The 18,658-nt window shown below is 66.2% G+C and carries 12 protein-coding genes; 5 read left to right on the plus strand and 7 right to left on the minus strand.

The features are described 5' to 3' along the window. Positions 1-51: 51 nt before the first annotated feature. Positions 52-1,494 (minus strand): HDOD domain-containing protein, encoded by a 1,443-nt coding sequence (locus M3I56_RS32690; protein WP_254357547.1) that lies wholly within the window; start codon positions 1,492-1,494, stop codon positions 52-54. A 48-nt stretch (positions 1,495-1,542) separates the two neighbouring features. After that, positions 1,543-3,516, minus strand: a complete 1,974-nt coding sequence (locus M3I56_RS32695) for a bifunctional diguanylate cyclase/phosphodiesterase (RefSeq protein WP_254357524.1) — start codon at positions 3,514-3,516, stop codon at positions 1,543-1,545. Positions 3,517-3,834: 318 nt separating this feature from the next. Here M3I56_RS32695 and M3I56_RS32700 point away from each other — a divergent pair, with 318 nt between their 5' ends. The 5 genes from M3I56_RS32700 (at position 3,835) to M3I56_RS32720 (ending at position 7,481) form a co-directional block, all read left to right on the plus strand. Next, a complete protein-coding gene (locus M3I56_RS32700; RefSeq protein ID WP_254357525.1) occupies positions 3,835-5,217 on the plus strand; it encodes an EAL and HDOD domain-containing protein in 1,383 nt (460 codons plus the stop codon). 162 nt (positions 5,218-5,379) lie between these two features. After that, positions 5,380-5,943, plus strand: coding sequence for a peroxiredoxin (locus M3I56_RS32705; RefSeq protein WP_028204776.1), 564 nt, complete (start codon positions 5,380-5,382; stop codon positions 5,941-5,943). A 137-nt stretch (positions 5,944-6,080) separates the two neighbouring features. Continuing rightward, on the plus strand, positions 6,081-6,548 hold the full coding sequence (locus M3I56_RS32710) for a hypothetical protein (RefSeq protein WP_254357526.1): 468 nt from the start codon (positions 6,081-6,083) through the stop codon (positions 6,546-6,548). Between the two features lie 83 nt (positions 6,549-6,631). Then, positions 6,632-7,174, plus strand: coding sequence for an outer membrane protein assembly factor BamE (locus tag M3I56_RS32715; RefSeq protein ID WP_254357527.1), 543 nt, complete (start codon positions 6,632-6,634; stop codon positions 7,172-7,174). A 43-nt stretch (positions 7,175-7,217) separates the two neighbouring features. Next, on the plus strand, positions 7,218-7,481 hold the full coding sequence (locus M3I56_RS32720; protein WP_254357528.1) for a hypothetical protein: 264 nt from the start codon (positions 7,218-7,220) through the stop codon (positions 7,479-7,481). A 51-nt stretch (positions 7,482-7,532) separates the two neighbouring features. Here M3I56_RS32720 and M3I56_RS32725 read toward each other — a convergent pair whose 3' ends face one another. The 5 genes from M3I56_RS32725 to M3I56_RS32745 form a co-directional block, all read right to left on the minus strand. Then, on the minus strand, positions 7,533-10,832 hold the full coding sequence (locus M3I56_RS32725) for an efflux RND transporter permease subunit (RefSeq protein WP_254357529.1): 3,300 nt from the start codon (positions 10,830-10,832) through the stop codon (positions 7,533-7,535). A gap of 4 nt (positions 10,833-10,836) precedes the next feature. Then, positions 10,837-13,959 carry an MdtB/MuxB family multidrug efflux RND transporter permease subunit gene (locus M3I56_RS32730; RefSeq protein ID WP_254357530.1) on the minus strand — a complete coding sequence of 1,041 codons (3,123 nt, stop codon included), beginning with the start codon at positions 13,957-13,959 and terminating at the stop codon, positions 10,837-10,839. Between the two features lie 6 nt (positions 13,960-13,965). Next, entirely contained in the window at positions 13,966-15,330 is a 1,365-nt protein-coding gene (locus M3I56_RS32735) for an MdtA/MuxA family multidrug efflux RND transporter periplasmic adaptor subunit (protein WP_254357531.1), read from the minus strand. 399 nt (positions 15,331-15,729) lie between these two features. Continuing rightward, positions 15,730-16,566, minus strand: coding sequence for an IclR family transcriptional regulator (locus tag M3I56_RS32740; RefSeq protein WP_254357532.1), 837 nt, complete (start codon positions 16,564-16,566; stop codon positions 15,730-15,732). A 473-nt stretch (positions 16,567-17,039) separates the two neighbouring features. Beyond that, on the minus strand, positions 17,040-18,587 hold the full coding sequence (locus M3I56_RS32745; protein WP_254357533.1) for a class I adenylate-forming enzyme family protein: 1,548 nt from the start codon (positions 18,585-18,587) through the stop codon (positions 17,040-17,042). Between the last annotated feature and the right edge of the window lie 71 nt (positions 18,588-18,658).

Below are 18,658 nucleotides of genomic sequence, written 5' to 3' on the forward strand. Positions count from 1 at the left end.
TGCCGCGAAGCGATGCGGTGCGCCCCGGCTCAGTCGGGACTCAGTTGAGAGTCAGGCGGTCTGCGGAACGTGCGTGAAGAAGCGCGCGAGCTGCTGCGCGAGATCGTTCAACGCGCTCATCTCTTTCTGTGAAATGCGGCGCGGCTCCTGGTTCACGAGCCAGTCGCCATACATCAGCGCGACGGGCTCGACGCCAGGGGCGCCCACCGGCAGCAGGACGAACGCGCGCGCGTCGTCGAAGCTCGAGCGATACCAGCCGGGCAGGCGCGCGAGAATCTTCGCATCGCGCGCATTCTCGATGAAGATGCCGACCTTGTTCGCGATGGCGAGGTGAAACACGTCGGGCTGGAACGCGGCGGAAAACGCGAGCTTGGGCAGCACATCGCCCATGTGCGGGCCGAAGCCGTGCTGCGCCTCGAACATATTCGCCCCGCGTCGCACGAACACCACGCTGCGTGCGAAACCCAGGCCCGCGAGCACGGTTTCGGTTGCGAGCGTGAGGGCGGTGCTCAGTGCGCTGTCGGCCGGCAATGCGCGCAGGTCCTCGACGCCGGCCGCGATGCGCGCCTCGGGATCGAGCGCTTCGCGGGCGATGGCGTCGGCGTTGGCGCGCAATTCGACGATCTCGCGCATCACGCCGTCTTCGGCTTCCTCGCGCGCGAGCGCGAGGCTCATCTGCACGAGCACATCGGCGTCGGTCGAGAGCGCGCGGCCGTAGTGCTGCGCGAGTTCGGCGATATGCGTCTCGCGCATCTCCTCGGAGAGGCCCTGCGTGGTCAGCACGCGCGCAACTTCCGTCGAATAGTTGGTGATGGCGCGCAGCCACTGCACGTCGCGCGGTTCCTTGTCGGCCGGGTCGTAATGGCGCATGCCCTCACGGATCGTGTCGGGCAGGCGCCAGCGCGTGGCGGCTTCGAGGCCGAGTTCTTCGAAGGTCACGCCGAGCACTTCGAGGCAGGCCTCGTCGTCGCTCGAGCCTTCATCGATCTCGCGGCGGATCTGGTCCCACTCGGGTTCGAGATAGAACACCACGAGCAGCTTGCCCACCTGGCGCATCAGCGTGCAGACCACGGCCTCTTCGCCCGCGCGCAGGTCGCCGTGCTCGGTGAGCTTGCGCGCGACGCAGCCTGAGAGCATGGTGCGGTTCAGTTCGAGCTTGGCGTCGATGCGGCGCGGCGCGCTGTGGTGAAAGTGATCGACGATCTTCAGGCCGACGACGAGATGGCCGACCGCGTCCATGCCAAGGACCATCAGCGCGCGCGTGACGGTCGTGATGTTGCCGCCGAACGCCATGTACATGGCCGAATTCGCGAGACGCAGCACTTTCTGCGTGAGCGCGAAATCCGAGAGCACGACCTTCACGAGTGCGCTGAAATCGTAGTCGTCGTTCGTCATCGCCGCGACCGTGGTGCGCAGCGATTGCGACAGCAAGGGGAAGTCCCCGCGTTCATTCATGCGGGCCCACAAGCGGTCTAGCAGGACGGCCTTTACCATCTGAACCATGTCAATTTCGCGAAAGCCCTGCTGTTTGCGATGCCCGCATCATTGCACCTCGTGCACGTGCAACGCACCCGAAACGAAGCGTTGCTGCAATTCTTCTGAAGGCAGCGCCTTGCAGACGAGCCATCCCTGGATATGCTCGCAACCCATGTTCGTCAGCAGTTCGCGCTGCGCCTCCGTCTCCACACCCTCGGCCACGAGCTCGAGATCGAGCGTACGCGCGAGCCCCACCACCGCGTTCACGATCGCCTGATCGTTGCGCGAAGTGATGAGGTTCTCGACGAAGCTTCGATCGATCTTCAGCTTCGAGAGCGGGAAGCGCTGCAGGTACGCAAGACTCGAATACCCCGTGCCGAAGTCGTCCACCGCGAAGCGAATGCCAAGCGAGGTGAGCTCTTCGAGCAGCGTTTTCGCATGCTGCGGATCGTGCATGAGCAGGCTTTCGGTGATCTCGAACACGAGCCGGCACGGATCGACTCCGGTGAGCTCGATCGCCTCCTCGACACTTTCCCTGAAACGCGGATTGCGGAACTGCTGGGGCGAGACATTGACCGCCACGTACTGCAGCTCGATGCCTTGCTCGTCCCATTGGGTCAGTTGCATACAGGCAGCCTTCAAAACCCAGTTGCCGAGATAATTAATCAGGCCGACCGATTCCGCAAGGGGAATAAATGTTGAAGGCGGCACGAGACCGTGCAATGGATGTTGCCAGCGGATCAATGCTTCCACGCCGACCACGCCGCGCGACGCGCTGCTCGTGATGGGCTGGAAGTGTAGCGAGAATTCGCCGTTGCGCACACCGTCGTAGAGGTCCGACTCCAGCTTCAGGCGCATGGCGTCGGTGGGATCGTCAACGGGCACGTGCAACGTCAGCGTGTTGCCGCCGATCGCCTTGGCCTGCTGGAGCGCCTGGTCCGCGCGGCGGATGAGCGGCGTGGTGTCGGCGCTGGCATCGGCGTCGCCCGCACCGGACGCACCCGGTTGCTGGTCCGGATGGAACGCAATGCCGATGCTCGCCGAAAGGTGCACGGGCTGATTGCGAAACGAGTACGGCTGCAGGATCGAGGTGAGCAGGCGCCGGCCGAGCGCTTCGGCGGCGGCGCGCACTTCGTCGGGCGCGGCGTGGCGTTGCGGCGTGATCAGAATGGCGAACTCGTCGCTGCCGATGCGCGCGATCATTTCGCCCTGCAGCGCGAGGTGGGTGAGTCGCCGCGCGGTCTCGCGCAGCAGCTCGTCGCCGGCGTCGTAGCCGAGCGCGCGGTTCACGCGCTGATAGTCGTCGAGGTCGAGCAGCAGCAGCGCCACCGGCACGCCGAAATGGTCCGCGTCGGCCTGGGCGCGCTGCAGCGCGGGCGCAAGCGCGGCCTGGTTGGGCAGACCGGTGAGCGGGTCGTGATGGAGCGCGTGGGTGAGCGCGGCCTCGGTGCCTTGCCAGCCCGAGACGTCGAAGCCCGCCACGGCGAAACCGGCCGTCTCGCCATACTGGGCGCGCTGCACGCGCAGCTCCACGGGCAGCGGGTAGGTGAGCGCCTTGACGAGATCGACCGTGTCTCTTTCCACCGCGCCGCTGTGCGCAGCGCGCGCGATGAGCGCCTCGAGGCGCTCGTGATGCTCGGGCGTGACGATGTCGGCGAGCGTGGCGCCGAGCAGGAACTCGCGGTGATAGCCCGCGAAGCGCAGGCTCGCGTCCGAGACGTAGAGAAAGTGCAGCCTGGCGTCCACGTGCACGAGGAAGTCCACCGCGGCGGCCGTGTTCTCGAACGAGCGCGATACGGCGTCGGCGTAGTCGGGTTCGGCTGCGGCAGGCGAGGGCGGCACGAGCGGTGCGGCGCCTTTGTCATCGGCTGCGTCGGCTACCTGCGCTGCGTGCTGTCCCTGCGCGGCATGTGGCGCGTTCGCGTCGCGAGGCATGGGCGGGTCGCCGGCAATACCCTCGAGGCCGGCAAGCGCGTAGAGCCGGTCGACGACCGTGCGCAACCAGCCCTGGCGGGGCGCGGAGATCCTGTTCGCTTCCATGTCTGTCGCTGGCAACCCTTTGTTTGTCTGTGGCGTCCCGGCCGGTTTCCGTATCCGGCTGAAGCCGCCCATCAGAGCAAGTTATCGACCCGGGACGAGAAATCTTTAGCCGCGGCGACCGAAAAAACACCTAACGCCTAAACGTGACGGGAGATCGGTGCGGCGGCGTCCAGATTCGGTTAAAGTGGCGCCGGTCGAGACGCCGTTCGCCATGCGCGATGGGTCGGCGCGCGTGAAGCGCCCGTCTTGCGGGCCGCAGGGGCGGCCCGGCGCGTCGGCGGCCATTACCGGCCATTCCATCCGTACGAGTCATCCGCCATGTCCGATTCATCGTCAGCGTTTGCCGCGCCGGCAAGCGAGGCTGCGCGAGACGATGCGGGCAGGGGCACCCCTGGTTCCGCGCCTTCTACGCCGTCAGCTTCACAACCCGGCCTTGCGCCCGGGTCATCAACCGGTCCGCAGCCGTTCGTCTATCTCGGGCGGCAGCCTATTCTCGATCGCAATGGCGTGCTCAACGCCTATGAGCTGCTGTTCCGCGGCGGTGCGCAGAACCGCGCGGACGTCGACGACGATGCGCTCGCCACGGCCCAGGTGATGACGCGCACGATCGGCCAGCTCGGCGTGCCCGCGGTGCTCGGCCGTCACTACGGCTATGTCAACATCAGCCGCGAGTTGCTGTTCGACGACATCGTGCATCTGCTGCCGCCGGGCCGCTTCGTGCTGGAGGTGCTCGAACACGTGCGCTTCGACGCCGCGGTGCTGGAGCGTCTCGCGCAACTGCGCCGCGCCGGCTACCGCATTGCCTTCGACGACGTGTGCGAGATCACGGAGAACCTGCTGCGCGCCTTGCCTTACGCGGACATCATCAAGGTCGACCTGCTGCAGACCGAGCGCGCGGCGCTGCCGGGACTGGTCGCGAGCCTCGCCGCGCACGGCAAGACGCTGATCGCCGAGAAGGTCGAGACGGGCGAGGACTTCGAACTGGCCTCGTCGCTCGGCTTCGAGCTTTTTCAGGGCTACTTCTTCGCGCGCCCGCAGGTGCTGCGCGCGCCGCGCGTGCGGTCGTCACGCCTTGCGCTCGTGCGCCTGCTCGCGCTGGTGGCCAACGACGTCGGCACGGCGGAACTCGAGCGCGAACTGCGCAGCCACCCGGGCGTAGTGGTGCAACTGTTGCGTCTCGTCAATTCGAGCGCGTACTCGCCGGGGCGGCCGATTTCGTCGCTGCGCGAAGCGGTGCTCGCGGCGGGCACGCGCCAGATCGCGCGCTGGGCGCAACTGCTGCTCTACGCGAGCGGACGCGACCTGCCCTGGGGCTCGGACCCGCTCGTGCAGCTCGCGGGCACGCGCTCGCACTTCATGGAGCTTGCCGCGCGCAGCCTGAGCCCGCAGGACCCCGATTTCGCCGATGCCGCCTTCATGACCGGCATCTTCTCGCTCGTGCACGTGCTGGTGGGCTCGACCCCCGAGCACACGCTCGATCGTCTCGGCCTCGCGCGCGAGATCGTCGAGGCCGTGGACGGTCATCGCGGCGAACTCGGCGCGCTGCTGCGCATCGCCACCGCCGCCGAGCGCGGCGATCACGATGGCGCGCAGCGCCTCGCGCGCGAGGCGGGCGGGATGTTCAACGCGCTCACGCCGCCGCTGCTTGGCGAACTGAACCTGTGGGCCGGCGCGTGGTTCACGGCCTATGCCGAGGGTTGAAATCAGGTTGTAAGCCTTGCGCCGGGGCGCGCGCTGCGAGTGCCGCAATTGTGTGATCCAATATTGGTATCGCCGCGGCGTCATGCGTCTCATTTGCATGATGGGCAAGACCCGCGGGCAAAACGCGCGCCGGCGTGGCGATTCAACTCGAGGGCATTTGACATGAAACCGAGGTTCTTTGCGGCGGGAGCCGCGGCGCTCGTCTGCGCCGGGCTTGCGCTCTTTACGCTGTCTGCACAGGCGACACTCAAGCCGGGCGATTCCGCGCCCGACTTCACGACTCAGGCATCGCTGGGTGGCAAGACCTACACCTATTCGCTCGCTTCGGAGCTGAAGAAGGGGCCGGTGGTCGTGTACTTCTATCCGGCCGCGTTCACGAAGGGTTGCACGATCGAGGCGCACGAATTCGCTGAAGCGGTCGATCAGTACAAGCAGTACGGCGCGACCGTGATCGGCGTTTCGCACGACAACATCGACACGCTCACGAAGTTCTCGGTGAGCGAGTGCCGCAGCAAGTTCCCGGTGGCCGCCGACGAAGACTCGAAGATCATCAAGTCGTACGACGCGTCGATGCCGATGCACGAGTCGATGGCCAATCGCGTGTCGTATGTGATCGCGCCGGACGGCAAGATCATCTACGAATACACGAGCCTGTCGCCGGACCAGCATGTGACGAACACGTTGCGCGCCTTGAAGGAATGGGCCGCGCAGCATCCGCAGCAGTAGTTATTTCGAGTTATCGCGAGTCATCGCGAACCTCAGCAGGAAACGAGGCCCGCCACGCGCGCGGGCCTCGTCGCGATCTGTCCCGCTCGTCCCTCCACATTTGTCCTGGCCTTTCTCCCGCCGCACGGAATATCCGCATGCCGATTGTCGTCGTTCTTATTGCCTTCGCCGCGCTTGTCTACGGCGCGTACTGGTCCTTCAACGCCATCGCGGCGCAGTTCGGCACGGGTGTCGCCATGGGCGCAGCCGTGCTTGCCGCGGCGCTGTTCGTCGCGCTCATCGCCTGGTGCTGGCGCCGGATGCGCGACGTGGCGCCCAATGTGCGCGGCGAAGGCGACTGGACGCATCGCGTGGCCGGCGCGTGGGGCGAGGCCCGTCTCGCGGCGGGCAAGCGCTTCTGCGAGCTGGCGCAGGGCGGCGCGCATGGCGCGTATATCTTCGCCGACCTGCAAGGCGCGCAGCCGGCGAGCGATGTCAACGGCTGGCACGTGGCGCTGCGTGTCGCCGATCCGAAGCACCCGCTCTGGCAATTGCCGATGCAAAGCGAGCGTGAGGCGAAGCGCTGGGCGCGCATTTTCAGGCTCGCGATTGCGCAGAAGCTGTGAACGTGGCAACCGCGCCGAACGATCCGGCCGCACCGCTGTCTCAACGACTTCCCGGCGGTCCTGGCCGGCAACGCAAACTGGATATGTCACGAAAACCCTGGATCGCGGCGGCCTTGATCGCCGTCTGCGCCACGCTGCTCGCGGCGTGCGACCAGCAAAAGGTCGCTGACGCCGTCAACGCGATCAAACCCGATTCGATGGCGTTCGGCGGCCTGCGTATTGGCGTTTCGACGGTCGAGGACGTGCGCCGGCAGGCGGGCAAGCCCGAAATGGTGTGGGAGGACGACGACGGCGCGCAGCGCCTCGAATACCCGCGTGGGCCCAACGGCCTCACCACGTGGATGCTCGACTTCGACGCAAACGGCAAGCTCGTGGCGATGACCCAGGCGCTCACGGCGCAGAATATCGCCCAGGTCGTGCCGGGCATGCCGCAGGACGAAGTGCGGCGCCTGCTCGGCAAGCCGGCCACGGTAGCAAAATACGCGTTGAGCCACGAGGAAGTGTGGAGCTGGCACTGGGCCGAAGGCGGCGTGGCGGGGGACGGCATGTTCAACGCCCATTTCGCGCCGGATGGGCTCGTGATCAGGACGTCGCGCTCGGACGCACCGGGTCACGAGCAGCATTGAGGCGGCGAGCGCATCGATCGCGCCAGCCGCAAGGAGGAAGCAGATGAAACGTATTGCGTTGCTATGGCATGTGGTGAAGGGCGATGCGCGCGTGCTGTGGCACGCGCTGCGTCAGCCGGGGCGCCCCGTGTGGCTCGTGCCCGCCACGGCGCTGCTCGCGCTCTATGCGCTCGACCCGTTCAATATCGCGATGCCGGTCGCCGGTGTCGTGGACGACGGCATCATCGTGCCGCTGTTGCTGCATCTGATCGTGCGTTGCCTGCCCGCGCATTTGCGCCAGCGCGAGCCTCGACGGGCACGCGCATAAAAATACGGCTGAAGCCACGCTTCAGCCGTTTTCTGCTGCAAGACCGCCCACTCACTCCGCCTGCGCCGCGGGCGCTGCGCGACCGCGCTTCGCATCCCACCACACGCGCAGCCGGTCCATGTAAAGGTACACCACCGGCGTCGTATAGAGCGTGAGCATCTGGCTCACGATCAGCCCGCCCACGATCGAGATACCGAGCGGCGCGCGCAGTTCCGCGCCTTCGCCGCGCCCGAACGCGAGCGGCAGCGCGCCCAGCAGCGCCGCGCAGGTCGTCATCATGATCGGCCGGAAGCGCAGCAGGCAGGCCTGATAGATCGCATCGCGCGAACTCAGCCCCTCACGCGACGCCTGGATCGCGAAGTCCACCATCATGATCGCGTTCTTCTTCACGATGCCGATCAGCAGAATCACGCCGATCAGCGCGATGATGCTGAACTCCGTCTTGAAGAGCAGCAGCGCGAGCAGCGCGCCCACGCCCGCAGAGGGCAAGGTGGAGAGAATCGTGAGCGGGTGGATGTAGCTCTCGTACAGAATGCCCAAAACGATATACACGGCTGCGAGCGCCGCGAGAATCAGGAGCGGCTGGTTGTCGAGCGACTGCTGGAACGCCTGCGCCGTGCCCTGGAAGCTGCCGTGAATCGTCGCGGGCATGCCGATCTCGCCCATCGTGTCGTAGATCGCCTGGGTGGCGTCGGAGAGCGATTTGCCGGGCGGCAGGTTGAACGAGATCGTCGAGGCCACGAACTGGCTCTGGTGGTTCACCGAAAGCGGCGTCGTGCCGGGGCCGAACGAGGCGATCGACGAGAGCGGCACCATGGTTTCCTTCGACGTGGAGACGGCCGCGCCCGACGACGCGCTCGACTTGCCGCTCGCGGCGAGCGAGTTGGTCGCGAGGTTGCGCGCGGAGTCGGTGGCGATGGTCGCGGCGCTCGATGCGGTAGTGGCGGCCGTGCCGCCCGTCGAGGCGGTGGTCGGGCCCGTCACCGTGCCTGCCGTCGCGTTGGTGCTCTGCGCGCCGCTTGCCGTGCCGCCCGAGGTGCTCACCCAGATCTCGTTGAGCATGGTCGGGCTCTGCCAGTACTTCGGCGCGACTTCCATCACCACGTGGTACTGGTTGAGCGGGTTGTAGATGGTCGAGACCTGGCGCTGGCCGAACGCGTCGTAGAGCGTGTTGTCGATCTGCGAGGGCGTGATGTGCAGCCGCGCGGCGCTCTGCCGGTCGATGTTGATCATCGATTCGAGGCCGCCTTGCTGCTGGTCCGAATTCACGTCGGCGAGTTCGGGGCGCGCCTGCAACGCCTCGGTGAGCTTCGGCCCCCACTTGTAGAGGTCGCCGGTGTTGTCCGCGAGCAGCGTGAACTGGTACTGCGCGTTCGACTGCCGGCCGCCCACGCGGATGTCCTGCACCGCCTGCAGGAAGGTGCGCGCCCCCGCCACGTTCGAGAGCGGCCCGCGCAGCTGCGCGATCACCTCATCGGCGGAAAGCTTGCGCTCGCTCTTGGGCTTGAGCGAGATGAACATGAAGCCCGAGTTGGTCGCGCGCCCGCCGGAAAATCCCGCGACCGATTCCACTGCCGGATTCGCCTGCACGATGCGCATCATCTCGGAGAACTTCACCTTCATCGCCTGGAACGAGGTGGCCTGGTCGGCCTGGATGCCGCCGACGAGGCGCCCCGTGTCCTGCTGCGGGAAGAAGCCCTTGGGCACGACCACGTAGAGCGCGACGTTCAGCGCGATGGTCGCGACGAGCGTGAGCAGGATGACGATCGGATGTGCCAGCGCCCAGCCGAGCGTGCGCTCGTAGCCGCCCTGCATGCGCAGAAAGCCGCGTTCGAGCCATTGCGCGAAGCGGCCTTCCTCCTTCTTCTCGTGCGCTTCCTGGAGCAGGCGCGAGCACATCATCGGCGTGAGCGTGAGCGAGACGACGAGCGACACCGCAATGGCGAGCGAAAGCGTGAGCGCGAACTCGCGGAACAGGCGCCCGACGATGCCGCCCATCAGCAAAATCGGCAGGAACACGGCGACGAGCGACACGCTGATCGAGAGCACCGTGAAGCCCACCTCGCGCGCGCCGAGCAGCGCCGCCTTCATGCGCGGCACGCCGTTTTCGATATGCCGCGAGATGTTCTCCAGCACGACGATGGCGTCGTCCACGACGAAGCCGGTCGCGATGGTGAGCGCCATCAGCGAGAGATTGTCGAGCGAGAAGCCCATCAGGTACATGGCCGCGAAGGTGCCGATGATCGAGATGGGCACGGCCACGCTCGGAATGAGCGTCGCGCGCCAGTTGCGCAGGAACAGGAACACCACCATCACGACGAGCGCCACGGCGATCATGAGCGTGCGCTCGGTGTCCTTGAGCGAGGAGCGGATCGTGACGGAGCGGTCGGACGTCGGGATCACCTCGACGTCGGCGGGCAGCGACGCCTTGAGTTGCGGCAGCATGGCGACCACGCGGTCGACCGTCTCGATGATGTTCGCGCCCGGCTGACGGTAGAGGATCACGAGCACGGAACGTTTGCCGTTGGCCAGCCCGATGTTGCGCAGGTCTTCCACCGAATCGACTACTTCGCCCACGTCCGAGAGTTTCACGCCCGCGCCGTTGCGGTAGGCGATCACGAGGTCCTTGTACTGGCTCGCCTTGCTCGCCTGGTCGTTGGTGTAGAGCTGAAAGCGCTGCGGGCCGAATTCGATATCGCCCTTGGGACTGTTGGCGTTGGCCGAGGCGAGCGCCGCGCGTACGTCTTCGAGGCCGATGCCGTAGTGAAACAGCGCGTGCGGCTCCAGTTCCACGCGCACGGCCGGATTCGCCGAGCCGCTCACGTCGACTTCGCCCACGCCGTCCACCTGCGAGAGCGACTGCTGCAGCACCGTGGCCGCCGAGTCGTAGAGCTGGCCCGCGCTCAACGTGGGCGAGGTGAGCGCGAGAATCAGAATCGGCGCGTCGGCGGGGTTGACCTTGTGGTAGGTCGGGTTCTGCCGCAGGCTCGTGGGCAGGTCCGCGCGCGCGGCGTTGATCGCCGCCTGCACGTCGCGCGCCGCGCCGTCGATGTCGCGGTTCAGGCCGAATTGCAGCGTGATGCGCGTGCTGCCCACCGAGCTTTGCGAGGTCATCTCGGTGACGTCGGCGATCGAGCCGAGGTGCCGCTCCAGCGGGCTCGCCACGCTGGTTGCCACCGTTTCGGGGCTCGCCCCCGGCAAGGTGGCCTGCACGGAGATGGTCGGAAAGTCCACCTGCGGCAAGGGCGCGACCGGCAGCTTCGTGAACGCGAAGAGGCCGGCCAGTGCGATGCCGATGGCGAGCAGCGTGGTCGCGACGGGGCGCGAGATGAACGGGCGCGAGAGATTCATCGCGTCAGCTCTCCGGTGAAGACGACGACGCGCCTTGCGAACCGCTGCCGAAGCGCTGGCGCAGACGCTGTGCGATCCGGTCGAACGCAAGGTAGATCACAGGCGTCGTAAAGAGCGTGAGCGCCTGGCTCACGATCAGACCGCCCGCGATCGCGATGCCGAGCGGCCGGCGCAGCTCGCTGCCCGCGCCGTAGCCGAGAATCAGCGGCACGGCGCCGAGCAGCGCCGCCATCGTCGTCATCATGATCGGTCGGAAGCGCAACAGACACGCCTGATAGATCGCCTCGCGCGGCGATTTGCCTTCGTGGCGCTCGGCCTCGAGCGCGAAGTCGATCATCATGATGGCGTTCTTCTTCACGATGCCGATCAACAGCACGATGCCGATGATGCCGATGATGTCGAGATCGTGCCCGGTCAGAATGAGCGCGAGCAGCGCGCCGATCCCGGCCGACGGCAGCGTGGAGAGAATCGTGATCGGATGCACGAAGCTCTCGTACAGCACGCCGAGCACGATGTACATCGTGACGATGGCCGCGAGGATCAGGAACAGCTCGTTGGACAGCGACGCCTGGAACGCGAGCGCGGCGCCCTGGAAGCGCGTCTGGAACGAGCCCGGCAGGCCGATGTCCTTTTCCGCCTGCTGAATCGCCTTCACTGCCGCGCCAAGCGAAGAACCCGGAGCCAGGTTGAACGAGATCGTCGTGGCCGGGAACTGCGAGAGATGCGTGACGAGCAGCGGCGCGGGCCGCTCGTGGAACTTCGCGATGGCCGAGAGCGGCACCTGGCCCGTGCTCGAGGTCGAAGAGGGCAGGTAGATCGAGTTCAGCGCGTCGGTGTAGTGCTGCATCACCGGATCGGCTTCGAGAATCACGCGGTACTGGTTCGACTGCGTGAAGATCGTCGAGATGATGCGCTGGCCGTAGGCGTCGTACAGCGCGTTGTCCACCGTCGCGGGCGTGATGCCGTAGCGCGCCGCGCTCGCGCGGTCGATCTCGATGAACACGGAGCTGCCCTGGTCCTGCAGGTCGGTCGCGACATCCGCGAGTTCGTGCAGTTGCTGCAAACGCTGCACGAGCTTTGGCACCCAGGTCGTGAAGTCCTGGAAGTTCGGCGTCGTGAGCATGAACTGGTACTGGGTCGGGCTCACCGTCGAGTCGATCGTGAGGTCCTGCACCGGCTGCATGTAGAGCGTCGCGCCCGGGACGTGGGCCACGCTCTTTTGCAGGTCGCGGATGATCTCGCTCGCCGTTTCGCTGCGGTCGTCGCGCGGCTTCAGGTTGATCAGCATGCGGCCGCTGTTGAGCGTGATGTTGGTGCCGTCCACGCCGATGAACGAGGTGAGGCTCTCGACGTTCTCGTTCTTGAGGATCTCCGCGGCGAGCGCCTGCTGGCGCTCGGCCATCGACGTATAGGACACCGACTGCGGCATTTGCGTGATGGCCTGGATCACGCCCGTATCCTGCACGGGGAAGAAGCCCTTGGGCACGATCACGTAGAGAATGCCGGTGAGCACGAGCGTGATGAGGAACACGATCATCGTGAGGCGCTGGCGCGCGAGCACCCATTCGAGCGCCACGCCATAGCGGCCGATCACATAGTCGAAGAACGCATGCACGCGCGCCTCGAAGCGGTGGCTTTCGGGCGGCGGCGTGTGGCGCAGCATCTTCGCGCACATCATCGGCACGAGCGTGAGCGAGACCACGGCCGAGATCACGATCGTCACCGCGAGTGTGATGGCGAATTCGTGGAACAGGCGGCCCACCACGTCGCCCATGAAGAGCAGCGGAATCAGCACGGCGATGAGCGACACAGTGAGCGAGATGATGGTGAAGCCGATCTGCTTGCTGCCCTTTAGCGCCGCTTCGAGCGGTGTTTCGCCATCCTCGACGTAGCGCGCGATGTTCTCGATCATGACGATGGCGTCGTCCACCACGAAGCCTGTCGCGATGGTGAGCGCCATCAACGACAGGTTGTCGAGCGAGAAGCCGCACAGGTACATGACCGCGAGCGTGCCGATGAGCGAGAGCGGCACCGAAAGGCTCGGAATGATCGTGGCGTAGATGTTCGCGAGGAACAGGTACATCACCAGCACCACGAGCACCACCGACATCAGCAGCTCGAACTGCACGTCGCGCACCGAGGCGCGGATCGTGGTGGTGCGGTCGGTGACGATCTGCACGTCGAGCGAAGAAGGTAGCGCTTCCTGCAACTGCGGCAAGAGCGCCTTGATGCTGTCCACCACCTGGATCACGTTCGCGCCCGGCTGGCGTTGCACGTTCAGGATGATCGCAGGCGTGCCGTCTGCCCACGCGCCGAGCTTGGTGTTCTCCGCGCCCTGCACGATGTTCGCGACATCGGTGAGCATGACGGGACGGCCGTTGCGGTAGGCGATCACGGCGTCTTTATACGCGTCGGCGTCGGTGAGCTGGTCGTTCGCGTTGATCGTATAGGCGCGCGTGGGGCCGTCGAAGTTGCCCTTGGGCGTGTTGACGTTCAGGTTCGAGATGCTCGTGCGCAGGTCGTCGAGGTTCAGGCCGTAGGCCGCGAGCGCGCGCGGATTCGCCTGGATGCGCACGGCCGGGCGCTGGCCGCCCGAAAGGCTCACGAGGCCCACGCCCGCCACCTGCGAAATTTTCTGCGCGAGGCGGGTGTCGGCGAGATCCTGGATCTGCGTGAGCGGCAGCGTCTTCGAGGTGATCGCGAGCGTGAGGATCGGCGCGTCGGCCGGGTTGACCTTGGCGTAGATCGGCGGCGCGGGCAGGTCCGAGGGCAGCAGGTTGCCGGCCGCGTTGATGGCGGCCTGCACTTCCTGTTCGGCCACGTCGAGCGGCAGGTCGAGGCTGAACTGGAGCGTGATGACCGAGGAGCCCGCCGAACTCTGCGACGACATCTGGTTGAGCGACGGCATCTGCCCGAACTGACGTTCGAGCGGCGCCGTGACCGAGGACGTCATCACGTCCGGGCTCGCCCCCGGGTAGAAGGTCTGCACCTGGATGGTCGGGTAATCGACTTCGGGCAGGGCGGAAAGCGGCAGAAAGCGCAGCGCGACGAGGCCGACCAGCATGATCGCCGCCATGAACAGCGCCGTGCCGACCGGCCGCAGGATAAAGGCGCGGGATGGATTCATGCTGGCTTACTGGGCTTGCGTCTGCGAGGCGTGGCGGTGGCCATGACGCGCGCCCGAGGCCGCGCCGGCCCACGATGCGCCTTTCGCGCCCGCGGCTCCCGACGCCCCCTTCGCGTGTTGCGGATGCTCGGCGGGAATCGTGATCTTCGCGCCTTCGCGCAGACGGTCGGAGCCGTCGGTCACCACGCGCTCGCCCACGGCGAGGCCCGAGGCGATGCTGGTGCGCTCGGCATCGACGGGGCCGATCTTCACGAGCCGCACCGTCACCGTGTTGTCGGGCTTCGCGACATAGACGTACTGCCCCTGCGAGCCGTTGAGCACGGCCGAAGTGGGCACGATCACGGCGTCGTGGATCGTATCGACGAGCAGGCGCGCGTTCACGAACTGATTCGGAAAGAGCCCTTGTTCGTGGTTCGTGAAGCTCGCGCGCAGCTTGACGGTACCCGTGGTGGTGTCGATCTGGTTGTCGATGGTCTGGAGCGACCCGGCTTCGAGCATCGTTGTGTTGCTGCGGTCGTAGGCCGTGACCGACATTTTCGTGCCCGCGCGCAGCTGCTTCATGATGGGCGGCAGGTTGTCCTCCGAGGTCGTGAAGATCACGCTGATCGGCTCGAGCTGCGTGAGCACGACGATGCCGTTGGTGTCGCTGGGCGTCACGTAGTTGCCCGGATCGACCTGGCGCAGGCCCACGCGGCCCGATACGGGCGCCGTGATGCGCGCGTAGGTGAGGTCGAGCTTGTAGGCATCGACGCTGGCCTGATCGGACTTGACGGTGCCCTCATATTGCTTGACCAGCGAGGCCTGCGTGTCGACCTGCTGGCTCGCGATCGAGTCTTGCGAGAGCAGCGTCTGGTAGCGCTTGAGGTCGAGGCGCGCCGTGGCGAGCAACGCCTGGTCGCGGGCGAGCTGGCCTTCGGCGTTGGCGAGCGAGATCTGGTACGGGCGCGGGTCGATCTGCGCGAGCACGTCACCCTTTTTCACCATCTGGCCTTCCTGGAAGTACACGTCCTGAAGCGTACCGGATAGTTGTGTGCGCACCGTGATGTCGGCAAGCGGCGTGACCGTGCCGAGGGCGGTGATGACGACGGGCATGTCGCCGGCCTTCGCCGTGGCCACGCTCACTGGCTGCGGCAGGTTGGCCACGGCTCCCGGACCGCCGCGACGCATTTGCGCGCCGGCCGCCGGTGTCGCGTTGCCGCCCGAGAGCGCCTTGTTCCACGGCTGCCAGCGCGCGAGCACGATGCCGGCGATCACGATGACCACACCCAGCGCGATGAACTTGCCCTTGCCGCGCCTCGCGGCGACCGGAGCGGGGGACTGCGGCGGCGTATCTTTACGGGGGGAATCCGGGCGCTTTTCTTGTTGATCCATCGGTCAGGTCGGTAACAGGTTCTCGAAGCGGGTTCTCGAAGGCTCTTGGCTGAGCTCACTACAGGGTGCCGGCCGCGAAGTTCTCGCAGAAGCGCGCACAGCAGCGCACGGAGCCGGCGCAGCGGGCGCGCGCCGATGCTACGCAGGTCCTGCACAAGCAAGATGTCAGGACGCGCCGCGCTGCGGCCCGGGTGCCGCGCCATGCGCTCACGGGCATGGGCGGCGTCGCTGGCGGCCGGCTGGCGTTACGGGCGAAGGACGGCGGCGCAGCAGGCTCTTGCCGCCAAAAAACATGATGCTACGTTGCCCGCTTCGTTACAGTCCAGTGCCGTTTCTTTCGAGACGTTACGAGCGTTACACCCTTCGTGTGTTTTTTGTAAGGCGCCGGCTCGCGCGTTGTCAGGTCGCGTGGGGCAGGCGCAGGGCGCCGCCGATTTCGTCGACGATGCGCGCGACGCATTCGCGCATCAGCGGCACGACGTGGCTGACGAGCCACTCGCGCGGGCACTGCTGCGCGGCGCCGCCGCAGTTGATGGCGTAGATCTCGCCGCTGGGACCCGCGAACGCCGTCGCAATGGCGTTGAGTCCCTCGTACCACTCGCCGATCGCGAGCCCGTAGCCGTGGGCGGCGGTCTCGGCGAGCGCGGCGTCGAGCCGGCTGCCGAAGACGCCCCAGTCGTTGCCGGTCGAGGTCTGCAGCGCGGCGGTGAGTTCGGCGCGCGCGTGCGGATCGAGCGCGGCGAGGTAGGCGCGCCCGACGGCGGTGCGGCCCATGTCGATGCGCGAGCCGACCTCGAGGCGCGTGACGAGCACGGCGGTGCGCGGGCGGATCGCGTCGATCACGACCATCTCCAGACGGTCGCGCACGGTCAGATGCACCGAGAGCGCGGTGCGCTCGGCCAGCCGCGTGAGAAAAGGCCGCGCCCGGCTGCGGATGTCGGAGTTGCGCAGGAAGCCGTTGGACAGCGCAAGCACCGACGAGGTGAGCACGAAGCGTTCGCTGTCAGGCAGCCGGGCGAGAAAGCCCGTGCTCACGAGCGTGCCGGTGAGGCGCGAAAGCGTGGGCTTGGGAATGCCCGTCAGCTCGGTCAGTTCACGGTTGCTGAGCGGCGCGTCGGCGGCCGCGACGCAGCGCAGGACGGCAAGGCCGCGCGCGAGCGCGGTCACTTCGTCGGCGCCGCCGTCTTTATCTCGCGGAGTGTCGTCGGGATGGCGCGAATCGGGCGCGGAAGTCATTGGCGGGACAATTTTCCGAAACAGGATTTCAGTTTTGAGATTTCGCGCGAGGCGTTACAAAGTCAGCGCGGACGTGCCGCGCGGTACAGTCATTTGCGTTCGATCAACGCGGCGCTCCCTAAATTAGGGTGCAAATTTTCAGACGATTGTAATAGATGCCAGAAGCTCGACGATTGGCGCATTTTGGCGAGATTTTGCTTGACTTAGTCAGCATGTCGGTAAAAAATGGAATCCGATTTCGGTAATACGCCTCAACCCCGCAAAATTGCGGGGTTTTAATGTGCCTTGCGCTATGCAATTCGCATAATTGCGCATCTTTTTCCGATGGCATGGCGCAGCCGAATACCGTCTCTCAGGTTCTAGCACGGCCCTCGGAATGGCTAGAACTTTTCAAGGCGCCACGTGCAAACGTGGCGCTTTTTTTTCCGCCGGCGGCAAACGGACGAACGGGCAAACCCGCGATTAGCGGCCGGTCAGGCGACCTCGCCGCTAAAGCGCTCCCGCAACTCACGCTTGAGCACCTTGCCGATCGGGCTGCGCGGTAGCGCGTCGACGATCACCAAGTCGGCAAGTCGTTGCATCTTCCCCAATTGCCCGTTGGCCCAGTCGGCGAGCGCGTCGGCGGTCAATGCCGAACCGCGCCGGAGCGTGACGAACGCCACCGGCGTTTCGCCCCAGCGTGCCGATGGCACGCCGACCACCGCCGATTCAAGGACTTCGGGGTGGCGGGCGAGCACCTGTTCCAGATCGCTTGGGTAGATGTTGAAGCCGCCCGAGATGATCATGTCCTTCTTGCGGTCCATCAGCACGAGGAAGCCGTCTTCGTCGAAGCGGCCGACATCCCCGGTCCGGATGAAGCGCCGGCCATCGCCGTCGTACCACTCGGCTTGCGCCGTCTGGTCCGGTTGCCGGTAGTAGCCGGTCATCATGGCGGGCGAACGCCCGACGATTTCACCGGCTTCGCCGGCCGCGACCTCGCGCCCCTTGGCATCGATCAGGCGCATTTCATGGCCGTTCAACGGGCGCCCAACCGTGTGCAGCTTGCCGGGAAACTCGTCCGCGCACAGCTCGCATGACGCGCCGCCTTCGGTCATGCCATAGAACTCGGTGAGCTTGCCGGGCCATCTGCGCAGGGCGTCCGCCTTGAGTGCCGCCGCGAACGGCGCGCTCGTGCAGAACTTCGAGTGGAAGCTGGACAGGTCGTAGCGATCGAAGTCCGGATGGCCGAGGATGCGCTGGTATTGCACCGGCACCAGCATGGTGTGCGTGACGTGTTTGCGCTCGGCGAGCTCGAGGTATTGCTTCGCATCGAACCTGGGCATGAGGACAACCGTTCCGCCGAGCGCCAGCGTCGGGAAGAAGCTCACCAGCGTGGTGTTCGAATAGAGCGGCGTCGCGATCAAGGTGACGCACTCCGGCCCGTATCCGCGCTCGAGGCTTCGCAGCGTATAGGCGTAGCGCATCGCGTGCGACTGGACGATCCCTTTGGGCGCGCCCGTCGTGCCGGACGAGTAAATGATGTTGAACGCCCACTCCGGTCGAACCTCCACATGCCGGGGCGCGGCGCCCACGGGTGCGAGCCAGGTATCGTATTGCCCGGCTGCGCTGATGTCGATGACGCGCAGCGCGGGCGGCAGCGTGACGCCCGCAAGCAGCTGGCAAACCGCGTCGTCGGCGAAGAGGATCTGCGCCCGGGAGTTTTCCAGCATGGCGACGAGGCTGTCCGGATGCGTGGAGGGCGATAGCGGGGCGACCGCGAGTCCTGCCCGGAGCGCGCCGAAGAAGACGTCGGCATAGGAGATGGAACTCGACGCACAGATGGCGACGACGTCTTCGGGTGCCAGTCCGTCACGCTGGAGCGCGGCAGCGCAGCGGTCGATCAGCGCATCGAGCGCGGCGAACGTGACCGTCTCGTCTTCGCAGACAATGGCCACGCGCGCGCCGTGTTCCGCCGCGCGTTGGCGAATCATGGCGGTCAAGTCGACGAACGGGGACTCGGGTGACGGGGACTTCACGGACATGGCCTCATACCTCACTGAAAAGATGGCTTGGCGATGGAGTGCTACGGTGCTCGTGCGCAATGATCTCCGTT

Source organism: Paraburkholderia sp. CNPSo 3281 (assembly GCF_024206515.1).
In the GTDB taxonomy this organism is placed as follows: domain Bacteria; phylum Pseudomonadota; class Gammaproteobacteria; order Burkholderiales; family Burkholderiaceae; genus Paraburkholderia; species Paraburkholderia nodosa.